Genomic DNA, 22,083 nt, shown 5'->3' with positions numbered 1-22,083 from the left:
TGACGCCGTCATGGACGAGCGGATGACCGGACCCGAGGACCCGACCGAGCCGATCGGCCTCCCACCCCGGCCGCCCACATCCGAGCCCGCGACACCCGCGCCCGGGCCGGCCACACCTGCGCCCGAGCCAGCGACATCCGCGCCCGGGCCTGCGGCACCCGCGCCCGAGCCGGCGGCACCTGCACCCGCGCCGGAGCCTGCGGCACCCGCTCCCGAACCCGAGGCGAAGACGCTCCCGCTGCCGGTCATCCCCGGCCCCGCCCTGACCGCGCCGACCGTGACACCCGCCACCGGCCAGGCCGTGGCATCCCCACGCCCGCCCCGTCGACGACGCCGCGCCGCCGCCTGGATCACGACGATCACCGTGCTGGTCGTGCTCGCCGTCGTCGCCGGCGCCGGGTGGTTCCTGGGCAATGCCTGGGCCGAAGACAGGGTCATCGACCAGGTCAGCACGCAGGTACGCGACGCGCTCGGCCTGAAGAGCACGGCCCCGGTCGAGGTCACGGTCGCCGAACCCATGCTTCCCCAGTTGATCGCCGGGCGCCTGAACACCCTGGCGGTCACCGTGCCCGATGCCCCCATCGGCGGCGCCACCGGCACCGTCACCGTGCACGCCACCGACGTGCCCACCGGCGGCGACGCCCCCGCCGCGCACGTCGACGCGTCGGTGCGGCTGAGCCCCGATGCGATCGCCGCGCTCGCCGGCGACATCGGCCGCACCGTGCCCGGTTCGCTGCGCATCGTCGGCACGAACGTCGCCGTCAAGCTCGACCCGTCACAGTTTCTCAGCGGGGTGTCGTTCACCCTCACCCTGCGTCCGTCCGCATCCCACGGCAAGCTGGTGCTCACCCCGATCGCGTTCGAGGTGGCCGGCGGTCAGGTCTCGGCCGACGTCATCCGCGCCCGCTTCGGGTCGCTGGCCGCCGGAATCCTCGCCGACCGCACCGTCTGCGTGGCCGACCGGTTCCCGAAGGGCATGACCCTGGCCGGAATCGACGTCGACTCGGATGCCGTCGTCGCCGACTTCGACGTCGACCCGCGCATCCTCACCGACACGTCCCTGCAACAGCCCGGACACTGCGGCTGAGCCCCGCGCGCACCCGGCGTCACTCAAACGGGGAGCGGCATCCCGGTGCCCTAGACTTCTGGCAAGGCACCCGACCGACGGCGGCTCCCCGGTGCCGCCCGCGCAAAACCGATTGGTCCGACTTGTCCGTCCCGCCCACCAGCCCCGCCCCTGCCTGGCTGCGCGTGCCCGACGACGCGAACGCGCTCGATCCCCGCATCTGGCCGGCCTCGGCGACCCGGAGCGCCGACGGTGTCGTGTCGATCGGCGGCGTCGACGTGCGTGAGTTGGCCCGCACCCACGGCACCCCGCTGTACGTGCTCGACGAGGACGAGGTGCGTGCCCACGCCCGCCGCATCGTCGCCGCGTTCGAGACCGCCGCCGCCGCCCACGGCGCCGCCGTGCGGGTCTATTACGCGGGCAAGGCGTTCCTGTCCACCGCCCTCGTGCGGTGGGTCACCGACGAGGGCATGGCGCTCGACGTGTGCACCGGGGGAGAGCTCGAGATCGCCCTGCGCGGCGGCGCCACGCCCGAGCGCATCGGCTTCCACGGCAACAACAAGAGCCCCGCCGAACTCGATCGCGCGGTCCAGGTGGGCGTCGGCACCGTGATCGTCGACAGCTTCGTCGAGATCGACCGTCTCGCCGACACGGCCGCCCGGCACGGCGTCGTCCAGCCTGTGCTGATCCGGGTGAACAGCGGCGTGCACGCCGAGACCCACGAGTTTCTGGCCACCGCCCACGAAGACCAGAAGTTCGGGTTCGCGATGGCGCAGGCGCCGGATGCCGCAGCCCGCGTGCGTGCGCATCCGTCGCTGCGGCTGCTCGGTCTGCACTGCCACATCGGTTCGCAGATCTTCGGCGTCGCCGGATTCGCCGAGTCCGCCGCCCGCCTCGTCGACCTGCACGCGCGGCTGCGCGCGCACGGCGATCTGCCGCTGCTGAACCTCGGTGGCGGGTTCGGCATCGCCTACACCGCCGCCGACGACCCCGCCCCGATCGAAGACCTCGCCGCCGGCATCGTCGCCGCCGTCGCCGACGAGTGCGCGGCCCGCGGCATCCCGGTGCCCGATCTCGCCTTCGAACCGGGCCGCGCGATCGTCGGCCAGGCCGGCGTCACCCTCTACGAGGTCGGCACCGTCAAGCCCGTCGCCCTCGACGACGGCGCCGGCACGCAGCGGCTGTACGTCAGCGTCGACGGCGGCATGAGCGACAATCCACGCCCCGCTCTGTACGGCGCCCAGTACACGGCCCGGCTCGCGTCACGGTCCAGCGACGCCGCCCCGGCGCTGTCACGCGTGGTCGGCAAGCACTGCGAGTCCGGCGACATCGTCGTCGACCACGAATACCTGCCCGGTGACGTGACACCGGGCGATCTGCTGGCCGTGCCCGCCACCGGCGCGTACTGCTTCTCGCTGGCCGGCAACTACAACCACGTGCCCCGCCCGGCCGTCGTGGCCGTGCGTGCCGGCACGGCCCGCGTGATCGTGCGGGCCGAGACGATCGCCGACCTCCTGAGCCGGGACGTCGGTGCGGAAGGGAAGGCATGATCGACCACCGTCGCCTGCGCGTCGCGCTGCTGGGAGCCGGCGCCGTCGGATCCCAGGTCGCAGACCTGATGCGCCGCCACGCCGACGAGCTCGGCGACCGCGCCGGAGCAACCCTGGAGCTGGCCGGCATCGCCGTCCGCGACCTCGACGCACCCCGCGACGCCGACCTGCCGCGCGAGCTGCTGACCACCGACGCCGAGACACTCATCGTCGGCAGCGACATCGTGATCGAACTGATGGGCGGCATCGAGCCGGCCCGCACCCACATCCTGACCGCGCTGAACTCCGGCGCCGACGTCGTCACCGCCAACAAGGCACTGCTGGCCACGCACGGACCCGAGATCTTCGACGCCGCCGACCAGGTCGGGGCATCCGTCTACTACGAGGCCGCCGCCGCCGGCGCCATCCCGATCATCCGGCCGCTGCGCGACTCGCTGGCCGGTGACCGGGTGCAGCGCATCATGGGCATCGTCAACGGCACCACCAACTACATCCTCGACCGCATGGACGCCGAAGGCGCCGAGATGGCCGACGTGCTCGCCGACGCGCAACGCCTCGGTTACGCCGAGGCCGACCCCACCGCCGACGTCGAGGGATACGACGCCGCGCAGAAGGCCGCGATCCTGGCCAGCCTCGCATTCCACACCACGGTGCCGCTTCAGGCCGTGCACCGTGAGGGCATCACCGGTGTGACCAAGGCGATGATGGATGCCGCCCGCCATGCCGGATACGTCGTCAAACTGCTCGCCGTGTGCGAGCGCCTCACCGGTCGCACCGGTCTCTCGCCGCATGGCGAGGCCATCTCGGTGCGGGTGTATCCGGCGCTGATTCCCCGCGAGCACCCGTTGGCCGGCGTGCACGGTGTGAACAACGCCGTGTTCGTGCAGGCTGAGGCCGCCGGAAACCTCATGTTCTACGGCGCCGGGGCCGGCGGGGTGCAGACCGCGTCCGCCGTGCTCGGCGACGTCGTCTCCGCCGCTCGGCGTCACATCGCCGGTGGGGCGGGGGTGGGCGAGTCGACCCGGGCCAACCTGCCCGTGCTCGACATCGGTGATGTGGTCACCCGATACCAGATCACACTCGAGGTCGACGACCGTCCGGGCGTGCTGGCCCGGGTGGCCGGCATCCTCTCGGACGGGCGCGTCTCGATCGCGACCCTGGAACAGACCGTCCCCGACCCCGCGGCCGACACCGGCTCGGCGCGGCTGGTCATCGGTACGCACCGTGCCGTGGAGCGGGACCTCAGCGAAACCGTGACGCGACTGGCCGCCGACGACGTGGTGGAGCGCGTCGTCTCGGTGCTGCGCGTGGAAGGAGATTGACATGGCACATGTGTGGCGCGGAGTCCTCCGCGAGTACGCCGACCGGCTCGGCGTCACCGACGCCTCGACGGTGGTCACCCTGGGCGAGGGCGGCACGCCGCTGATCCCCGCCCCCGCCCTGTCGCGGCGCACCGGCGCCGAGGTCTGGGTGAAGTACGAGGGCATGAACCCGACCGGCTCGTTCAAAGACCGGGGCATGACCGTGGCCCTCTCGCGTGCCGTCGAGCACGGCGCGAAAGCGGTGATCTGCGCGTCGACCGGCAACACCTCGGCATCGGCGGCCGCGTACGCCGCGCACGCCGGCATCACCGCGGCGGTGCTGGTGCCCGAGGGCAAGATCGCGATGGGCAAGCTCAGCCAGGCCGTCGCCCACGACGGGCGGCTCATCCAGATCCGCGGCAACTTCGACGACTGTCTCGAGATCGCCCGCGAGCTGGCAGAGAACTACCCGGTGCACCTGGTGAACTCGGTCAACCCCGACCGCATCGAGGGTCAGAAGACCGCCGCCTACGAGATCGTCGAGCAGCTGGGGGACGCCCCCGACTTCCACTTCATCCCGGTCGGCAACGCCGGCAACTACACCGCCTATTCGCGCGGCTACCGCGAAGAGGCCGAGCGCGGGGCGTCCACCCGTGTGCCCCGCATGTTCGGCTTCCAGGCCGCCGGGTCCGCGCCGATCGTGCGCGGCGAGGTGGTCACCGACCCCGAGACGGTCGCCACCGCGATCCGCATCGGCAACCCGGCATCCTGGCAGCCGGCGCTCGAGGCACGGGATGCCACCGACGGATGGTTCGGTGCCATCGACGACGACCGCATCCTGGCCGCGCAGAAGCTGCTGGCCGCCGAGGTGGGCGTGTTCGTCGAGCCGGCGTCGGCCATCAGCGTCGCCGGGCTGCTCGACCGCGCCGAGGCCGGGATCGTCCCGGCGGGTGCCCGCGTCGTGCTCACCGTCACCGGCCACGGCCTGAAGGACCCGCAGTGGGCGCTGCGTCGCGCGGACGGTACGGACGTCGCCCCGATCGTGGTCGACGCCGACACCCGCGAGGTCGCCGACGTGCTCGCGCTGCGCGCGGAGGCGCCCGCGTGAGCCCAGCCCCGTCCTCGGTGGTGCCCGGCCGCACCGTCCTGGTGCGGGTGCCGGCCACCAGCGCCAACCTGGGCCCGGGCTTCGACACGCTCGGCCTCGCGCTGAGCGTGTACGACGAGTTGCGGGTCACGGCGCTTCCCGCCGGCCGGCTGCAGATCGAGGTCACCGGTCCCGGCGCCGATCAGGTGCCCCGCGACGGGTCCAACCTCGTCGTGCGCGCCATGGCGTACGCGTTCGAGGCGGTGGGGCGACGGATGCCGGGGGTCGGCCTGTCCACGCGGATCGTGATCCCGCACGGCCGCGGGCTCGGGTCGTCGGGCGCCGCCGTGGTGGCGGGGCTCTTGGCCGCGCAGGGGCTGCTGGCCGGCGATGTCGAGTTCGGGCCGTCGCTGCTGCTGCGGCTGGCGACCGAGCTGGAGGGCCACCCCGACAATGTCGCGCCCGCCCTGTTCGGCGGGCTCACCATCGCGTGGCTGGACGAGACCGGCCCGCAGTACAAGAAGCTGCTCGTGCACCGCGGCGTCTCACCGCTGGTGTTCGTCCCCGAATCCACCATGCCCACGAGTGTGTCGCGCACCCTCGCCCCGTTGCAGGTGCCGCGCGAGGACGCCGTGTTCAACGTGTCGCGCTCGGCGCTGCTGATCGCCGCGCTCACGCAGAGCCCCGAACTGCTGCTGGCTGCCACCGACGACAAGCTGCACCAGAACTATCGGGCGCAGGCGATGCCCGAAACCGACAAGCTCGTGCGGGCGCTGCGCCAGGAAGGGTTCGCAGCGGTGCTCTCGGGCGCCGGCCCCAGCGTGCTGGTGCTGGCCGACGGGCCCGGCCGCCGTGTCGAGGCGGCGCGGCTGGCGGCATCCGTCACCGACACACCCTGGGAGGCGCTGATGCTCGCCGTCGATGTCAAGGGTGCTACAGTGAGGGACTATACGGAGGATGCTTCGCAGCACCCGTCGCACGTGACATAGCGCGAACGACGCGGTACGGCGGGAATCTTCACCTCCATCGCATTTCTGCGAAACCCCGCATCGCCCTCGACGGCCCGCGTGCACACGCCGGGCCGGGTATCCGGTCTATCCGGACGCCGGGCACACCGGCGCGCGTCGACGACGGCGCGGGAGCGGGCTGCACATCCACTCGTTTCACAAGGGAGAACTCGTGGAGTCCATCTCCGAGATCCACACCGCCGACGCGTCCGCCCAGCAGGCTCCGACGCTGATCGACGTTCCGGCCGAGGCCGCGCCGGCGAAGGCGCCGCGCAAGCGCGCCCCGCGTCGCGCCAAGACCGAGGTCGTCACGCCCGAGACCTCCGCCGCCCCGGCTGAGCAGGCGCCGGCCGCTGCCCCCGCCGAGCCGGCCACCGCCGCGCCCGCCGAGTCCGCCACGGCGGAGTCCGACCAGGCTCCGGCGAAGAAGACCACCCGCCGCCGCACCCCGGCCAAGAAGAAGGCCGACGAGGCCGCCGACGCCGCCCCCGCCGAATCGGGCGACGCGAAGCCCGCCGCGCAGGCCGAGAACGCGGCCGCCACGGACGAGAAGGACCACAAGCCGGCCGCCGCGGGCAAGAGGTCGGCGAAGACCGCTGCGGCCGCCGACACGACCGGCGAGAAGGCCGACGCGCACCAGGCCGAGGACGCCGACACCCCGTCGGCGCAGAAGGCGGCGGACGCCCAGAAGACCGACAAGCCCGCCGGCGACAAGCCCGCCGGCGACAAGCCCGCGGCCGACAAGGCCGAGGAGAAGAGCGAGTCCGGCGACAAGGGCGACGGTGAGCAGGGCGGCCGCGCCCGGGGACGCGGGCGCAACCGCAATCGCAACCGCAACAGCAACGGCAACGGCAACGGCGGCAACACCGCGCAGGGCGCCGCAGCCGACGAGGACGACCAGCCCGCGGCATCCGCCCGCAACCGCCAGCGCAACAAGCGCCGCGGCCAGGCCGGTGACGAGTTCGAGACCGAGATCGGCGAGGACGATGTGCTCATCCCGATCGCCGGCATCCTCGACGTGCTCGACAACTACGCGTTCGTGCGCACCACCGGCTACCTGCCCGGCGCCACCGACGTGTACGTGTCGCTCGGCCAGGTGAAGAAGTACAACCTGCGCAAGGGCGACGCCATCGTCGGCGCCATCAAGCAGCCGCGCGAGGGCGAGCAGTCCAGCCGGCAGAAGTACCACGCGCTGGTCAAGGTCGACGCGGTCAACGGGCTGAGCGTCGAGGATGCCGCGAACCGGGTCGAGTTCTCGCAGTTGACCCCGCTGTACCCGCAGGAGCGGCTGCGCCTGGAGACCGCGCCCGAGAAGCTCACGCAGCGCATCATCGACCTGATCGCCCCCATCGGCAAGGGCCAGCGCGGGCTCATCGTCGCGCCGCCCAAGGCCGGCAAGACCATCGTGCTGCAGCAGATCGCGAACGCGATCGCGACCAACAACCCCGAGGTGCACCTCATGGTCGTGCTCGTCGACGAGCGCCCCGAAGAGGTCACCGACATGCAGCGCACCGTCAAGGGCGAGGTCATCGCCTCGACCTTCGACCGCCCCGCCGAAGACCACACCACCGTCGCCGAGCTGGCCATCGAGCGCGCCAAGCGCCTGGTCGAGCTCGGCCGCGACGTGGTCGTGCTGCTCGACTCGATCACGCGCCTCGGCCGTGCCTACAACATCTCGGCGCCCACCAGCGGCCGCGTGCTCACCGGTGGTGTGGACGCCTCGGCGCTGTACCCGCCCAAGCGCTTCTTCGGTGCCGCCCGCAACATCGAGAACGGTGGCTCGCTCACCATCCTGGCCACCGCGCTGGTCGAGACCGGGTCGAAGATGGACGAGGTCATCTTCGAGGAGTTCAAGGGCACCGGCAACAGCGAGCTGCGGCTGAACCGTCAGCTGGCCGACAAGCGCATCTTCCCGGCGGTGGACGTCAACGCGTCCTCGACCCGCCGAGAGGAGATGCTGCTGAGCCCCGACGAGGTGAAGATCACGTGGAAGCTGCGTCGGGCGCTCGCGGGCCTCGACCCGCAGCAGGCCCTCGAGGTCGTGCTCGGCAAGCTCAAGGAGACCGGCTCGAACGTCGAGTTCCTCGTGCAGATGCAGAAGTCGATCCCCGCGCCCGCCGGGCACGGCGGCGGCCACAGCCACGGGCACGAGAACAGCATCCGCTGAGGGGCGCGCGGTGTCGGACTCTGCCGTCTTCGACTCGGTCAAGGCCCTGCTCGACGAGCACAAGGCCGTCCAGGCCGAGCTGAGCGATCCGGCCGTGCACGCCGACGCCGCGCGGGCCCGCCGGGTCAACCGGCGCTACGCCGAGTTGTCGAAGATCGTCGCCGCGCATGAGGCCTGGCAACGGGCATCCGACGACCTGCACGCCGCCCGCGAGCTCGCGAAGGAGGACGACGCGTTCGCCGCGGAGATCCCGGCGCTGTCCGAGCAGGTCGCCGACGCGCAGGAACGGCTGCGGCGGCTGCTGATCCCGCGCGACCCCGACGACGCGCGCGACGTCATCATGGAGATCAAGGCCGGCGAAGGCGGCGCGGAATCCGCGCTGTTCGCCGCCGACCTGCTGCGCATGTACCTGCAGTACGCGAGCGCGAAGGGGTGGAAGACCGAGCTGCTCGAACGCACCGAGTCCGACCTGGGCGGTTACAAGGACGTGCAGGTGGCGATCAAAGCGCAGGCCACCGACCCCGCGCAGGGCGTGTGGGCGCACCTGAAGTACGAGGGCGGCGTACACCGCGTGCAGCGGGTGCCGGCCACCGAGTCGCAGGGGCGCATCCACACCTCCACCACCGGGGTGCTGGTCTTTCCCGAGGTCGACGAGCCCGACGAGATCGAGATCAACCCGGGCGACCTGAAGATCGACGTGTACCGCTCTTCGGGTCCGGGCGGCCAGTCCGTGAACACCACCGACTCGGCGGTGCGCATCACCCACCTGCCCACCGGCATCGTGGTGTCGATGCAGAACGAGAAGAGCCAGCTGCAGAACCGCGAGGCGGCGATGCGCGTGCTGCGCGCCCGGCTGCTGGCCCGGCAGCAGGAGGAACTGGCCGCCGCGGCATCCGACGCCCGGCATTCGCAGATCCGCGGCATGGACCGGTCCGAACGCATCCGCACCTACAACTTCCCCGAGAACCGCGTCGCCGACCATCGCACCGGGTACAAGGCGTACAACCTCGACCAGGTGATGGACGGCGCGCTCGACCCCATCATCGACTCCTGCATCGCTGCCGACGAGCAGGCCCGGCTGGCCGCGCTCGCCGACGAATCCTGACCGGCCGGCGCACCGCGCCGCTATGCTCTGGGCATGATCATGTTCCTGTTGCGCGCGCTGATCTTCGTGGCCTCCGCAGCGCTCGGGCTGATCGTCGCAGACCTCGTCCTTCCGGGCTTTCGCATCGAGTGGGCCGACTGGTGGGGCTTCGTGCTGTGCGTGGTGATCTTCGCGGTGTTGCAGAGCGTGCTCTCGCCGTGGATCGCCCGGATGGCGCAGCGCTACGCGCCGGCACTGCTGGGCGGCATCGGCATCGTCTCGACCCTGGTCGCACTGTTGGTGGTCGTGCTGCTGCCGATCGGCGGCCTGCGCATCACCGACGCGATCGCCTGGATCCTCGCCCCGGTCATCGTCTGGGTGGTCACGGCGCTGGCCACCCTCCTGCTGCCGATGATCTTCATCAAGAAGAACGCCGCGGCCCGCCGCGCGCCGGCGCAGCCGTAACCGCTCAGATGTAGTACTCGGGGGCGGCCAGCAGGGCGCGGGTGTCCTCCCCGGTGCGGCGCGGGCGGGCCTTGGCCGGCACGCCGACCAGGATGCTGTCGGCGGGGGCATCGGTGGTGACCACCGCGTTCGCGCCGATCACACTGCCCGCGCCGATCGTGATCGGACCGAGCACCTTGGCGCCCGCGCCGATCGCGACCTGGTCGCCGATGGTGGGATGCCGCTTGCCGCCCTCGCGCTGACGCCCACCGAGTGTCACCTGGTGATACAGCAGCACGTCGTCGCCGACCTCGGCGGTCTCGCCGATCACCACGCCTGCGCCGTGGTCGATGAACAGGCGTCGGCCGATCCGCGCACCCGGGTGGATCTCGATCCCGGTCAACCACCGGGTCAGCTGCGAACCCGCCCGCGCCGCAAAGCGCAGCCGGCGCCGCCACAGCGCATGCCACACCCGATGCGCCCACACCGCGTGCAGTCCCGGGTACAGCAGCGCGATCTCCCACGCCCCACGGGCGGCCGGGTCCCGCAGCCGGGCGGCGGCGACATCCTCGCGGATGCGGCCGACGATCGTGCGCAGTGCCATCTCAGTCCTCGCGCAGGTCCTCGAACAGTGCCGTCGACAGGTACCGTTCGCCGGTGTCGGGCACGATCACCACGATGGTCTTGCCGGCGTTCTCGGCCCGTGCGGCCAGCTGCAACGCCGCCCACACCGCGGCACCGGACGACATGCCGGCGAGGATGCCCTCTTTCGCGGCGAGCGCCCGCGAGGTGGCCAGAGCGTCCTCGAACTCGACGGCGATCACCTCGTCGTACACCTCGGTGTCCAGCACCGGCGGCACGAAGTTCGGGCCGATGCCCTGGATCTTCGCCGGCCCCGGGTGCCCCTCGCTCAGCAGCGGCGACGCGGACGGCTCGACCGCGACCACCTGCACGCCCGGCCGGCGCTCCTTGAGCACCTGGCCGACGCCGGTGATCGTGCCGCCGGTGCCCACTCCGGCGACGAACACGTCGACATCGCCGTCGGTGTCGCGCCAGATCTCTTCGGCGGTGGTCGTGCGGTGGATCTGGGCATTGGCGGGGGAGGAGAACTGCTGCGCGAGGATCGCGCCGTCGGTGGTGGCGACGATCCGTTCGGCCTCGGCCAGTGCCCCGCTCATGCCCGTGGTCGGGTCGGTGAGCACGATCTCGGCGCCGAACGCCTTCAGCAGCACCCGCCGTTCCTTCGACATCGACGCCGGCATGGTCAGGATGACGCGGTACCCGCGTGCCGCGCCGACCAGCGCCAGGGCGATTCCGGTGTTGCCGCTGGTCGACTCCACGATCGTGCCGCCCGGGCGCAGCGCCCCGGACTGCTCGGCCGCGTCGACCAGGGCGATGCCCAGCCGGTCTTTCACGCTCGAACCGGGGTTGAAGTATTCGAGTTTGGCGAGCACGGTCGCGCCCAGCCCCTCAGTCAGGCGGTTCAGTCGCACCAGGGGCGTCTGTCCGAATGCGGTGGTGATGTCGTGGTGGATGCCGGGCATCGGGCTGCCTTTCACGGGTCGGTCGTGTCGGGGCCCAGCCTAGGGTGGACGGGTGCCGCGCGGGCGTGTGTGTCGGTGCCGGTCCGTCACAATCGGCAACCATCCGTCACAGAACCGGACACACGAACGCCGCCGGCCATGTGGCCGACGGCGTCCGTGTGTCGGGATCGGAGTGGTGTGTGGAAACGCGCGTCAGTGGGCGGCGTCGTACGCCTCGAGCACCGCGGCGGGAATCCGGCCGCGGTCCGAGATGCTGTAGCCGTTCTGCGCGGCCCACTCCCGGATCGGGCCGTAGTCGCGCTGACCGGTGCGGCGGCGGCCGGCGTTGCCACGCGTCGAACCGGCGCCGCGGCGCGTGCGGGCGACCGACACGCTGCGGGCCACCGACACGTACGGGGCGAATGCGTCGCGCAGCTTCTGCGCATTCTCGTCGGTGAGGTCCACCTCGTACGAGATTCCGTCGAGGGAGAAAAGGACCGTCTGACCGGCGCCGGGCTCGAGCACGGTGCCGTCGAGGTCATCGACAAGCTGGTGAATGATTTTCTGGGCCATGGAAGGCACTTTATCGGATCCGTGTTTACAGCGCTACGGAAGAATTCCGGCGCGTCGCGCTTTCGCGACTGCGGAATGCCGGGTCGAGGCATCCAATTTCGCCATCGCCTGCGCCAGGTACGACTTCACGGTCACTTCTTTCAGGCCCAATGCGGCGGCGATCTGTGCATTGGTGGACCCCAACGCGACACAGGCGAGCACATCGGTCTCGCGCGGTGAAAGCGACACGTCCACCTCGATCGGGGAGTGGTCGGCCGACAATGCGGCCAGGCGCTTCTCGATCTGTGCGAGCCGCTCCCGCAGCCCGGCGTCGCGCACGGTGGCGCCCACGCGGCGCAGTTCGGCGTACGTCGCGCGCAGTTCCTCCTGCGCGGCGGGCGCGAGCGCCGGGGCCTGTGCCGGCAGCCGCGACAGGCGCCGGCGCACCTCGTCGCGGATGCGCAGTTCGGCGGCCACCTCGTCGGCGATCGCGAACGCGGGGCGCGCGGCCGCCTCGGCCACCGGCGCCTGCCCCCACGAGCCGCAGTACAGCACACCGCGGGGGGTGCCCGAGACCACCACGGGCACCGCGAACAATGTGGCGATGCCTTCGCCGAGCACCATCGCGTCGTAGTCGTGCGTGATGCCCTTGGCGGTGCGGTAGTCCAGCGTCAGGCGGGGCCGCGTCTCGACCACGGCGCGTCCGCCCAGACCTCGCCCGGTCCGCACGATCAGTCCGTCCAGATGGTGCGTGCGCGCGCCGGCGACGGCGTTCACGTGCACCGCGTCGCCCCGCATCATCCCCCCGAAGGCGACGGGAAAGCGGGTGCGTTGCGCAAGCCGGACGACCGCCTGCCTGATGAGGTCGTCGTCGGGGTCGATTCCGACGGAGTCGCCCGTTGGTGCTGCCACGCACTACCTGCTTCCGGGATGACGGCGGCCGTGCCGTTTTCGTAGCGTCGACCTTACACCCCATGAAGATGAAAAGAATCTCATGTGACCGGTGGGCGTTCCATGTCGAGCAGAAAGCGTTTCACCCAGGCCCGACCGCCGTATCCGCCGATCGACCCGTCGGCGCGCACCACCCGGTGCACGGGCACGACGATCGAGAACGGGGAATGCGCGCAGGCATTCCCCACTGCCCGGGCCGCGCGCGGGCGGCCGGCCATCACGGCCACCTCGCCATAACCGGCGGTCTGCGCATAGGGAATGGTGCACGCCGCCTGCAGGGCGTCGCGGGCGAACCCGTGCACGAGTCGCCAATCCAACTCGACGTCGAAATCGCGCCGTCGCCCGGCGAAGTACTCGTCCAACTGACGGCGCAGCCGCGGCGCGACGGCATCGTCCGGCTGCGGCACCGTCCGCAACGTGCGGGTCAGCTCGGCCAGCTGGGCGTACGGGTCACCGTCTTCCCCGGTGCCGTGCAGCACCTGCACGGTCACCGGGCCGGCCTGGGTGCAGGCGATCAGCACGTCCCCGACCGGAGACGGGTGCAGGGTGAAGGCGATCTCGCTCATGTGCCCATCCTGGCAAATCCGCCCGCATCGGCGGGGCGACGGTGCCCGATCTGTGGATGCCGGTGGCGGGGACGGCGCCGGGGGAGGAAGCGCCGATCACCGCGGCGTGTCGCCCGCCCAATCCCGCGAAACCCGCGCGCGATGCCGGGCGGGCGCGCCCGGCCCGCTTAGGGTGTGTCTGTGTGGCGAGCTGAGGGAAGCGCCGTGGTCGGCGCCCATGACGAGACGGTCGCGGCGGAGGTGAGACCAGGGTCCCTCACGCTCCCGGATCCAGAGGTGACCGTGATGCACGTGGCAGAACCCGAGCGCGAACGCATCCGCGGCCAGGCCGCGCGCCTGGGCGGACGCTCGACCCTGCTGCACTTCACCGACACCCCCGACGCCGGCATCGAGATCACCAAGGCCCATCCGGGCAGCCTGCCGCAACTGATCACCGGGCGCTCCACGCTGCTGTCGAACCTGTTCCGCGACGAGGTCGGCCTGCGCATCGCCCGCACCGCGGCCGCGCAGGTCGCGGCCAAGAACGTCGAGCTGCGAACCGCGCGCGGCCTCGATGTGGTGCGGCTCGCGGTGGGCCTGGCGACCTGGACCGCCGGGGACGAGGACCACTGCGCGCCGGTGCTGCTGCGGCCCACCGCGATCCGCCGCCACCACACCGACTTCGAGGTCAAACTGCACGGCTCGTTCGCGGTCAACCCCGAACTGGTGCGCGCCCTGGCGACCCAGTTCGGCGTGCAGGTCGACGGGGCGCACCTGGCCGCGCTGGCCACCGCGGGCGGGGTGTTCAACCCGCAGCCGGTGATCGACCGGCTGCGGCAGCTCACCGCGCACATCCCGTCGTTCAGCGTGCGGCCGCGACTGGTGATCTCGACCTTCGGCGACATCGGCGCCCGCATGGCACGCGACCTGCACCGGCTCGACCACCCGGTGCTCAATGCGCTGGCCGGCCACCGCGACGACCGCGACCTGTTGGCGCTGCACCGGGACCGGCCCGCCGTGACGAACCCGGACGAGCGGCCCCCCGCATCCGACACCCTGCTGCTGGACGCCGACGCCGAGCAAGAGGATGTGCTGGCCCGCATCACCGACGGCCAGTCGCTGGTGGTGCACACGCTGCCCGGCACCGGAGGCACCCAGACCGTGATCAACGCGCTGGGCGCGCTCATCGACGACGGCAAACGCGTGCTGGTGGTCAGTGCCCGCCGGTCCACGCTTGAAGGCGTGCGGCACCGCCTGGCCGGCATCGGCCTGGGCGGCCTGGCGGTCTCGCCCGTGCACCTGCGCCGTGACCTCATCCGTGCGATCGGCCGCAACGAGAAGGCCACCGGCCCGAAGGTCGCCGAGATCGACGACGCCCTGGTGCGACTGCGCACCGTGCTGCGCGACTACCGCGGCGCCCTCACCACGCCGCGGCCCGAACTGGGGGTGTCGGCACTGGACGTGGTGCGCGAGCTGACCGCGCTGGCGGCCACCCACCGACCGGCGGCCGGAGCGACCCGGTTCGACGCGGCCACGCTGGCGCGACTCAAGGACTCGCGCGCGCACGCCGCCGACAAGCTCGTCGCCGTCGCCCGGCTCGGCGAGTTCCGCTTCGGTCCCGACGACTCGCCTTGGTACGGCGTGGGGTTCGGCACCATCGATCAGGCCCGGGCCGCGCACGAACTGGCCCGTCGGCTGCACCGCGACGACGTGCCCGTGCTGCTGGAGCGCGGCTATGCCCTCATCGCGCAGACCCGGATGCGGCCGTTCGCCACGGTCGATGAGCTGGGCGCCTACCTGCATCTGCTGCAGGGCATCCGCGATTCGCTCGACCGCTTCAGCCCGACCGTGTTCGAACGCCCGCTGACCGAGATGATCCAGGCTCACGGTCCGCGCCGCGATTCCCCGCACCTGGGTGCCGCCGACCGGCGCCGACTGCGGCGCCTGGCCCGCGAATACGTGCGCCCGGGGGTGCATGTGCCCGACATGTACGAGGCACTCGTGCGCATCCAGCGGCAGCGCACCGAATGGGAGACCTACGCCGAAGCGGCACTGGCGCTGCCCGAGGTGCCGGTCGGCCTGGCCGACGTGAGCGGCCTGTTCACGCGCACCCAGGCGGGTCTGGACGAGCTGGATCGCATTCTCGGTCACACCGATGCCGCCCGGCTGAGCGCGCAGCCCGCGCAGCGGCTGGTGCGCACGTTGGCGGGCCTCGCGGCCGACTCGGCCTACTTCGACAATCTGATCGAGCGCGCCACGCTGCGCGATGAGCTCGCGCAGATGGGTCTGGAACCGCTGCTGGTCGAGCTCAGCGTGCGGCACGTGCCCGAAGAGCAGGTGCGTGCCGAACTGGAGTACACGTGGTGGCAGTCGGCGCTGGAGCATCTGCTGCGCAGCGACCGCGCACTGCTGGGTGCGAACACCGGTGTCGTCGACCGGCTCGAACGCGACTTCCGGCTGGTCGACGAGGCGCATGTCGCAGCATCCGGTCCCCTGCTGGCGGCGCGGCTGGCGACGCAGTGGCGCATCGGCATCGTCGACCACGCCGACGAGGCGGCACGGCTCAAGCACATGCTGCGCTCGGGCGACATCACCGCCGATCAGCTTGTGCGTACGGCGCCGGCGCTGTCCGAGACCCTCGCACCGGCGTGGATCGCTTCACCGTACGATGTGCCGCTGATCCCGGATGCCATTTCGTTCGACGTGGTGCTGTTGGCCGACGCCGGCGCCCTGTCGTTGGCCGAGGCGGCGCCCGCGCTGCGACGGGCCCGTCAGGTGGTCGCGTTCGGCGACCCGGTCACCCAGCAGCCCACCCCGTTCCGCATCGCGGTGGGCCGGCAGCGCCCCGACGCGCACGCGCCCGGTGACGACGAGGATCCGTTCGATGCGGCCAGCGTGTTCGAGCGGCTCGCCGAACTGGTTCCGGTCGAGACGCTCACCCGCAGCTACCGGGCCGGGGGAGAGGACCTGGCCGCCCTGGTCAACGACGCCTTCTACGGCGGTGAGATCGCGTCGCTGCCGTGGGCCGGCTCGTACCTCGGGCGCGGCAGTCTGTCGGTCGACTACGTCGAGGGCGGGGTGGGTGTGCCCGATCCGGTCAGCGGTGCCGTCGAGAGCCCCGACGCCGAGGTGGCCCGCGTGGTGACGCTGGTCGTCGAGCACGCCGTGAACCGTGGCCGGGAGTCGCTCATGGTCGTCACCGCCAGCGCCGCGCACGCGGAGCGGGTGCGTGCCGCCGTCGACGCCGCGTTCGCGGGCCGTTCGGATGTCGCCGACTTCGTCTCGCGCGACACGGCCGAACCGTTCGCGGTGCTCACTCTCGAAGAGTCGGTGGCCGAGAGCCGCGACCGGGTGATCTTCTCGCTCGGGTTCGGCCTGACCCGGCACGGCCGTGTGCTCAGCGACTTCGGTGACCTGTCCACCCCCGACGGGGAGCGGCTGCTCACGGTCGGGATGACGCGGGCCCGGCGCTCGATGGTGATCGTGTCGTGCATCCGGCCCTCGGCGTTCGACGACGGCCGGCTCGAATACGGTGCGGCCGGGCTGATGAACGTGCTCGGTGGCATCGCCGCCCGTGACCGCGAGGCGCGCCTCGAAGACCTGGCCGACCCGCTGACCTTGGCGCTGGCGCGGGAGCTGCGCCGGCTGGGCGTGTCGGTCGACGTCAACTACCGCGGACTGCTGCCGCTGGTGGCGCAGTACGGCGGCAAGGCGGTCGTCGCCGAGTCCGACCCCGAGACCGGCGTCGGGTCGCTGCGCGAGTCGTTGCGGCTGCGCCCGCAGGTGCTGCGCCGGCTCGGCTGGCACTATGTGCGCGTGCACGCGTTCGACCTGTACTCCGACCCGTCCGACGTGGCCCGGCGCATCGCCGGGATCCTCGGCGTCGACCCCGAGGCGCCGACGGCGGATGCCGACACCCAGCCGATCGATGTCGACTGACCGCACGCCGCCGGGGTCGCCGCGGCAGCGCGTGGTGCGGGTGCCCGGGTCGCGGCGCGCCAAGCTGACTCCCGCCCCCGGCACCACGGACGAACCGGCCGGCCGCGACGCCGAGGCGCCGCGGCCGACCGGTCCGAACGACGAGCGGATGCGGCGCGAGAAGCCGCCGCACTACTGAGCGCTCAGGCTGGGCGCTCGGCCCTTCTGAGCGCTCAGCCCGGGGCGCTCAGCCCTTCTGCTTCTCGAGCAGGTCGCGGATCTGCACCAGCAGTTCCTGCTCGGTGGGAAGACCCGGCTCGTCCTCGACGACACCGGCGGCGAGCTTGGCCGCACGGCGCTCCTTGAACTTGTTCATCGGGAACACCAGCGCGAAGTAAACCACGAGCGCCGTGGCCAGGAACGTGATCAGCGCCGAGATGATGGCGCCGATGCCGAGGTTCGCGGTGGCGAACAGACCGGGGATCGGGATCACCCACTTGGCCAGGTCGCCGCTGGGCACGAACGCGCCCACCAGCGGGTTGATGATCGAGTCGACGAACGCCTTGATCACGACGCCGAACGCGGCGCCGATGACGACCGCGACGGCGAGGTCGATCACATTGCCCTGGGTGATGAACTCCTTGAAGCCCTTGATCATGTGTCCCCCTTGCATCTCCGGCCGAGGCCGGTCTACGAGCCCGCGGGTGCGGGGGAGGCCTTCGCCTCCGGCTTAGATGATGTACCCGATGCGCCGCCGCCGCCACCTGAATCGCCGGAGGAGCCCGATGTGGGCGCCGCGGTGCGTGAATCGGTGCGGTAGAAGCCCGACCCGTTGAAGGTGACCCCGATCGACCCGTACTGCTTGCGCAGCGGGCCGCCGCATTCGGGGCAGACGGTCAGTGCGGGATCGGTGAAGGCCTGCACGGCGTCGAAGGCGTGGCCGCACTGTTTGCAGGCATAGGCGTAGGTGGGCATCGTTCTCCGGTTTCAGCGCCGCTCGGGCGCGAGGGTGACGGTACGGGTGGGCGTGACCACCCCGTCGACGGGCTGGTCGTGGCGGTCGCGGGGAACCGCGTCGACGAACTCGGTGTCGTAGACCACCGCGTACACCGGCGGGCAGTTCTCCATCGACCCGATCGTCTTGTCGAAGTATCCGCGGCCCCAGCCCAGCCGCATCCCGGTGTGGTCCACGGCTGCGGCGGGGATGATCATCAGATCGACGTCGTTGACCGCGATCGGGCCGAGCAGCTCACCGACCGGCTCGGGCACGCCGAGCAGTCCCTCGGTCAGGTCGCCCTCGGGGTCGGCGACCACCCAGTCCAGCAGGCCGTCGACACGGGTGATCGGCAGCAGCACGCGGATGCCGGCGGCCACGGCCTCGTTCACGAACCGTCGCGTACCGGGCTCGATCGTGGTGGACAGGTAGCACGACACCGACCGCGCGCCGTGTGCGGCCACCAGGGCGTGCAACTGTTCGGTGATGCCGGCCTCGGCGGTGCGGCGGGCCGCGTCGGTGAGCAGCTGACGTCGTTCGCGGATCTCGGCGCGCAGCGCGCGCTTCGCATCGTCTATCGGGTCCGCCATGCCCCCGATTGTACGGTCGCTAGCATGGGTTCATGCCGCACAAGCCGTTCAAAGCCGTGATCCCCGCCGCAGGATTGGGTACCCGATTCCTTCCCGCCACCAAGGCGATGCCCAAAGAGATGCTGCCGGTGGTCGACAAACCGGCCATTCAATACGTCGTCGAAGAGGCGGTCGAGTCCGGCATCGAAGACGTGCTGATCATCGTCGGGCGCAACAAGAACAACATCGCGAATCACTTCGACTCGGTGCCCGAGTTGGAGTCCACCTTGGCGCGCAAAGGCGATCACGACCGGCTGGCGAAGGTGCAGTACTCCAGTGACCTGGCCGACATCCACATCGTGCGTCAGGGGGAACCGCGCGGCCTCGGGCACGCGGTGTGGCGGGCCAAGGCACACGTGGGTGACCACCCGTTCGCGGTGCTGCTGGGCGACGACCTCATCGACGAGCGTGACCCGCTGCTGACCCGGATGCTGGCAGAGTACGACAAACGGGGCGCGACGGTGATCGCGCTGATGGAGGTCGACCCCGACCAGATCCACCTGTACGGTGCGGCCGCCGTCGAGGCGACCGACGACCCCGACGTGGTGCGGGTGACCGGGCTGGTCGAAAAGCCCGCCGCCGCCGACGCGCCGTCGAACCTCGCGGTGATCGGGCGGTACGTGCTGCCGCCGGAGGTGTTCGACATCCTGGAGCGCACCGAGCCGGGCAAGGGCGGCGAGATCCAGCTCACCGACGCGCTGCAGGAACTGGCGGCCGACCCGGATGCCGGTGTGTACGGCGTGATCTTCCGGGGGCGCCGCTACGACACCGGCGATAGGCTGGATTACATCAAGGCCATCGTGCAGCTGGCGGCCGACCGCGAGGATCTCGGCCCGGCGCTGCGTCCGTGGCTGCAGGAGTTCGCGACGACGCTGTAGCCGTCCGAGGAGGACGAAGTGGATCTCACCGACCCGCAGCAGCACGGCGACGTCTCGATCCGGCTGATCCGGCCCAAGGACGCCCGCGTCCTGCAACACGAACTGATGAGCAACCGCAGTTGGCTGCGGCCGTGGGAGGCCACCAGCCCCGATGGCCCGGTGTCGATGGACATGCGGTTGGGCATCCGGCGTCTGTTGCAGCAGTACCGTGACGGCAACGGCATCCCGTATGTCATGGAATGGCAGGGTGAGGTCGCCGGCCAGCTGAACGTGTGGGGGATCGCGCGCGGGTCACTGGCGTCGGCGACGATCGGGTACTGGGTGAGCGAGCGGTATGCCGGCCGCGGCATCACGCCGACCGCGGTCGCGCTGGCCACCGACGTGTGCTTCGGCGAGGCCGGGCTGCACCGCATGGAGATCTGCATTCGGCCCGAGAACAAGGCGAGTCTGCGCGTGGTGGAAAAGCTCGGGTTCCGGTACGAGGGGCTGCGTCGCCGGTACATCCACATCGACGGCGACTGGCGCGACCATTACGCGTTCGCGCTGACCCGCGAGGATGTGCCGGACGGGGTGCTCGCGCGGTGGGCGGCGGGGCAGGCGCCGCGGGATGCTGCGACCATCCCGCCGGCGGACCGGTTGCCGACGCCGTAGCCACCGGCTGCGTGCGCGACACGCGAGGCGATGCCGGGGACCGGCCGGTGTCTCGCATACCGTTGTGTGCATGGGTGGGCAGGTGCTGGGCGGAGGGGTCATCGTCCTCGTGGCGGTGGTGCTCTGGCTGGTGTACCTGCTGCCCAGCTGGTACAGCCGGCACCAGTTCGACGCCGCCGAGCGCAACGCCGTGCGGCTGAGCCAGGCGCTGCGGGTGCTCGCCGAGACGAGCGAGGCCCCCGAAGAGGTGCGGCTCGAACTGAACGCGCGTGTCGCGCTGGCGCAACGCAAGCTCGCGCGCAAGGCGCAGGCCGAGCGCGAAGAGGCGGCGCGTCGGGCGCAGGCCGAGCGTGAGGCGCTGGCCACTCGGGCGCAGGCCGAGACGCAGGCGCTCGCCAAGCGGGCGCAACGCGAACGCGAGCGTGCCGAGCTGGCGCTGCGCCGCGCCGAGCTGGAGCGGGCCCGCGCCGAGCGCGCGGCGATGCTGCGCCGGCCCGAGGTACGGCGGGCGCGGGCGCGCCGGTGGGCGCGGTTGACGGTGACCGTGATCGGGCTCGGTTCGCTCGGGCTCGCCGGGTGGGGCGGATTCCTGTTCGCCACCGGAGGTACGTCGGCGCCGTTGTGGGCCGGCGGGGTGACCGCGGTGGTGTCGACGCTGCTGCTGGTGCGCATGGCCCGGGTGGGCGCGCGCACCGCGATGCGCGAGGGCGTGGTCACCGTTCCGGCGCGGGCGCGGGTGGCCGGCCCCATCGCCGACATCGATCTCGCCGACGCGCGGGCGTGGCATCCGCGCGAACTGCCCCGGCCGCTCACCGCCTCTGCCGGATCGCGCGCGGCGGCGGTGCTGGATGCTGCCGCCGAACGCGAGCAGGTGCGCCAGGCGGCGATGGACGCGCCGCTGCGCGAGCGGGCCGCGCAGGCCGCTCCGCCGACGCTGGACTCGGCGCGCCTGGCCCGCATGGGGCAGGTCGACGACGCCGAGATCGAAGCGCACGTGCGTGAGTTGCTGCGCACCCGCGCCGCCGGCTGATCCGGGCGGTTCACAGACCCGCTCGCCGTCCGCGCCGTGAGAATGTGAGGCCGTGGGGGCCGTCGCGCCGTGAGGCGTGCACAACTGCGGGGATTCTTTTCGACACGCCGTGCCGGCGGCCCGGGATGCGGCGTGTCGGCGAAGATCCCCGCCGTTGTGCTCGCGGGTGGACGGGATGGTGTCGGCCAGTCCGGCCGGCTCGGGCGGTCTGGGCGGTTCGGCTGGTCCGGCCGGTCGGGGCGGTTCGGAACACCCCGGCGGACGTGATAATCTTGCTGAGGTTCACGGGCCTGTGGCGCAGTTGGTAGCGCGCTTCGTTCGCAATGAAGAGGTCAGGGGTTCGAATCCCCTCAGGTCCACCCTGTCATGAGTCGCGTCATAGGTCCCACCTGAGTCGCGACTTAGGTCACTGTTTGGAAGCCCTGGGCCATCGGCCTTGGGCTTTCATCGTGTTGCGCCAGTAGGTGCGGTCGGGGTCGATGGTGTTGGTCGCGATGATCTCTCCGGTGTTCAGGTGGACGACGGTGGTGGTTTGCTGGTCGGCGAGGATGAGGACGCGTTTGCCGGCGTGGTCGGCGCCGATGCCGAGGTGGTGCATGCGGCCGGCGCGGCGGAAGCTGATCTTCCCGTTGCTGCCGACGTGGTCGTAGCGCAGCCGGTAGTGCGTGGTGTCGGTGTTTCGCCCGGCGGGGGTGGCTTTGGGCGT

The 22,083-nt window shown here is 71.6% G+C and carries 21 protein-coding genes, 1 tRNA gene and 1 pseudogene; 14 read left to right on the top strand and 9 right to left on the bottom strand.

Annotated features, from left to right (window positions below):
• The first annotated feature begins 10 nt into the window (after nt 1-10).
• From H577_RS17145 to H577_RS0112775, 8 genes are all read left to right on the top strand, one after another.
• Entirely contained in the window at nt 11-1,087 is a 1,077-nt protein-coding gene (locus H577_RS17145) for an LmeA family phospholipid-binding protein (RefSeq protein ID WP_051192021.1), read from the top strand.
• Between the two features lie 122 nt (nt 1,088-1,209).
• Entirely contained in the window at nt 1,210-2,616 is a 1,407-nt protein-coding gene (gene lysA / locus H577_RS0112805) for a diaminopimelate decarboxylase (protein WP_029146275.1), read from the top strand.
• A complete protein-coding gene (locus tag H577_RS0112800) occupies nt 2,613-3,938 on the top strand; it encodes a homoserine dehydrogenase (RefSeq protein ID WP_029146274.1) in 1,326 nt (441 codons plus the stop codon). Before lysA ends, H577_RS0112800 begins: the two co-directional genes overlap by 4 nt.
• Before the next feature lies 1 nt (nt 3,939).
• Entirely contained in the window at nt 3,940-5,025 is a 1,086-nt protein-coding gene (thrC, locus tag H577_RS0112795) for a threonine synthase (protein ID WP_029146273.1), read from the top strand.
• A complete protein-coding gene (gene thrB / locus H577_RS0112790) occupies nt 5,022-5,993 on the top strand; it encodes a homoserine kinase (protein WP_029146272.1) in 972 nt (323 codons plus the stop codon). The genes thrC and thrB overlap by 4 nt, the downstream gene beginning before the upstream one ends.
• Nucleotides 5,994-6,183: 190 nt before the next feature.
• Entirely contained in the window at nt 6,184-8,178 is a 1,995-nt protein-coding gene (rho, locus tag H577_RS0112785; protein WP_029146271.1) for a transcription termination factor Rho, read from the top strand.
• A gap of 10 nt (nt 8,179-8,188) precedes the next feature.
• A complete protein-coding gene (gene prfA / locus H577_RS0112780) occupies nt 8,189-9,283 on the top strand; it encodes a peptide chain release factor 1 (RefSeq protein ID WP_029146270.1) in 1,095 nt (364 codons plus the stop codon).
• 33 nt (nt 9,284-9,316) lie between these two features.
• Entirely contained in the window at nt 9,317-9,727 is a 411-nt protein-coding gene (locus tag H577_RS0112775; RefSeq protein WP_029146269.1) for a phage holin family protein, read from the top strand.
• A gap of 4 nt (nt 9,728-9,731) precedes the next feature.
• On the opposite strand, the gene epsC is transcribed toward H577_RS0112775, so the two are convergent.
• The 5 genes from epsC to H577_RS0112750 form a co-directional block, all read right to left on the bottom strand.
• Nucleotides 9,732-10,310: a serine O-acetyltransferase EpsC gene (gene epsC / locus H577_RS0112770; RefSeq protein ID WP_029146268.1), complete on the bottom strand. Its 579-nt coding sequence runs from the start codon at nt 10,308-10,310 to the stop codon at nt 9,732-9,734.
• Nucleotide 10,311: 1 nt separating this feature from the next.
• Nucleotides 10,312-11,250 (bottom strand): cysteine synthase A, encoded by a 939-nt coding sequence (gene cysK / locus H577_RS0112765; RefSeq protein WP_029146267.1) that lies wholly within the window; start codon nt 11,248-11,250, stop codon nt 10,312-10,314.
• A 192-nt stretch (nt 11,251-11,442) separates the two neighbouring features.
• Nucleotides 11,443-11,802 (bottom strand): histone-like nucleoid-structuring protein Lsr2, encoded by a 360-nt coding sequence (locus H577_RS0112760; protein ID WP_029146266.1) that lies wholly within the window; start codon nt 11,800-11,802, stop codon nt 11,443-11,445.
• A gap of 33 nt (nt 11,803-11,835) precedes the next feature.
• On the bottom strand, nt 11,836-12,693 hold the full coding sequence (locus tag H577_RS0112755; RefSeq protein ID WP_036285128.1) for a helix-turn-helix transcriptional regulator: 858 nt from the start codon (nt 12,691-12,693) through the stop codon (nt 11,836-11,838).
• Nucleotides 12,694-12,773: 80 nt separating this feature from the next.
• Nucleotides 12,774-13,298, bottom strand: coding sequence for a methylated-DNA--[protein]-cysteine S-methyltransferase (locus H577_RS0112750; RefSeq protein ID WP_029146264.1), 525 nt, complete (start codon nt 13,296-13,298; stop codon nt 12,774-12,776).
• Between the two features lie 285 nt (nt 13,299-13,583).
• Between H577_RS0112750 and H577_RS0112745 the strand changes: the two genes are divergently transcribed.
• Together H577_RS0112745 and H577_RS0112740 are read left to right on the top strand one after the other, a co-directional pair.
• Nucleotides 13,584-17,216 (top strand): AAA family ATPase, encoded by a 3,633-nt coding sequence (locus H577_RS0112745; protein ID WP_245570403.1) that lies wholly within the window; start codon nt 13,584-13,586, stop codon nt 17,214-17,216.
• Nucleotides 17,206-17,394, top strand: a complete 189-nt coding sequence (locus H577_RS0112740; protein ID WP_029146262.1) for a hypothetical protein — start codon at nt 17,206-17,208, stop codon at nt 17,392-17,394. The genes H577_RS0112745 and H577_RS0112740 overlap by 11 nt, the downstream gene beginning before the upstream one ends.
• 48 nt (nt 17,395-17,442) lie before the next feature.
• On the opposite strand, the gene mscL is transcribed toward H577_RS0112740, so the two are convergent.
• Genes mscL through H577_RS0112725 form a run of 3 tightly spaced genes read right to left on the bottom strand, consistent with a single transcriptional unit; the run spans nt 17,443 to nt 18,779 of the window.
• Nucleotides 17,443-17,853: a large conductance mechanosensitive channel protein MscL gene (mscL, locus tag H577_RS0112735; protein WP_029146261.1), complete on the bottom strand. Its 411-nt coding sequence runs from the start codon at nt 17,851-17,853 to the stop codon at nt 17,443-17,445.
• A gap of 32 nt (nt 17,854-17,885) precedes the next feature.
• Nucleotides 17,886-18,170, bottom strand: a complete 285-nt coding sequence (locus H577_RS0112730; RefSeq protein WP_029146260.1) for an FmdB family zinc ribbon protein — start codon at nt 18,168-18,170, stop codon at nt 17,886-17,888.
• A 12-nt stretch (nt 18,171-18,182) separates the two neighbouring features.
• Nucleotides 18,183-18,779 carry a 5-formyltetrahydrofolate cyclo-ligase gene (locus H577_RS0112725; RefSeq protein ID WP_029146259.1) on the bottom strand — a complete coding sequence of 199 codons (597 nt, stop codon included), beginning with the start codon at nt 18,777-18,779 and terminating at the stop codon, nt 18,183-18,185.
• Nucleotides 18,780-18,811: 32 nt separating this feature from the next.
• On the opposite strand from H577_RS0112725, the gene galU reads away from it, so the two are divergent.
• The 4 genes from galU to H577_RS0112705 all read left to right on the top strand — a co-directional run bounded on the left by galU (nt 18,812) and on the right by H577_RS0112705 (nt 21,736).
• Nucleotides 18,812-19,696, top strand: a complete 885-nt coding sequence (gene galU / locus H577_RS0112720; RefSeq protein ID WP_029146258.1) for a UTP--glucose-1-phosphate uridylyltransferase GalU — start codon at nt 18,812-18,814, stop codon at nt 19,694-19,696.
• Nucleotides 19,697-19,714: 18 nt separating this feature from the next.
• A complete protein-coding gene (locus H577_RS0112715) occupies nt 19,715-20,347 on the top strand; it encodes a GNAT family N-acetyltransferase (RefSeq protein WP_029146257.1) in 633 nt (210 codons plus the stop codon).
• Nucleotides 20,348-20,417: 70 nt separating this feature from the next.
• Nucleotides 20,418-21,377, top strand: coding sequence for a hypothetical protein (locus tag H577_RS0112710; RefSeq protein ID WP_029146256.1), 960 nt, complete (start codon nt 20,418-20,420; stop codon nt 21,375-21,377).
• A 286-nt stretch (nt 21,378-21,663) separates the two neighbouring features.
• Nucleotides 21,664-21,736, top strand: a tRNA-Ala gene (locus H577_RS0112705).
• Between the two features lie 47 nt (nt 21,737-21,783).
• Here the strand turns inward: H577_RS0112705 and H577_RS17885 are convergent.
• Nucleotides 21,784-22,083, bottom strand: a pseudogene (locus H577_RS17885) (IS481 family transposase); the annotation flags it as partial.

The organism is Microbacterium luticocti DSM 19459, assembly GCF_000422405.1.
Classification (GTDB): domain Bacteria; phylum Actinomycetota; class Actinomycetes; order Actinomycetales; family Microbacteriaceae; genus Microbacterium; species Microbacterium luticocti.
This window is presented reverse-complemented; position numbering and strand designations above follow the sequence as displayed.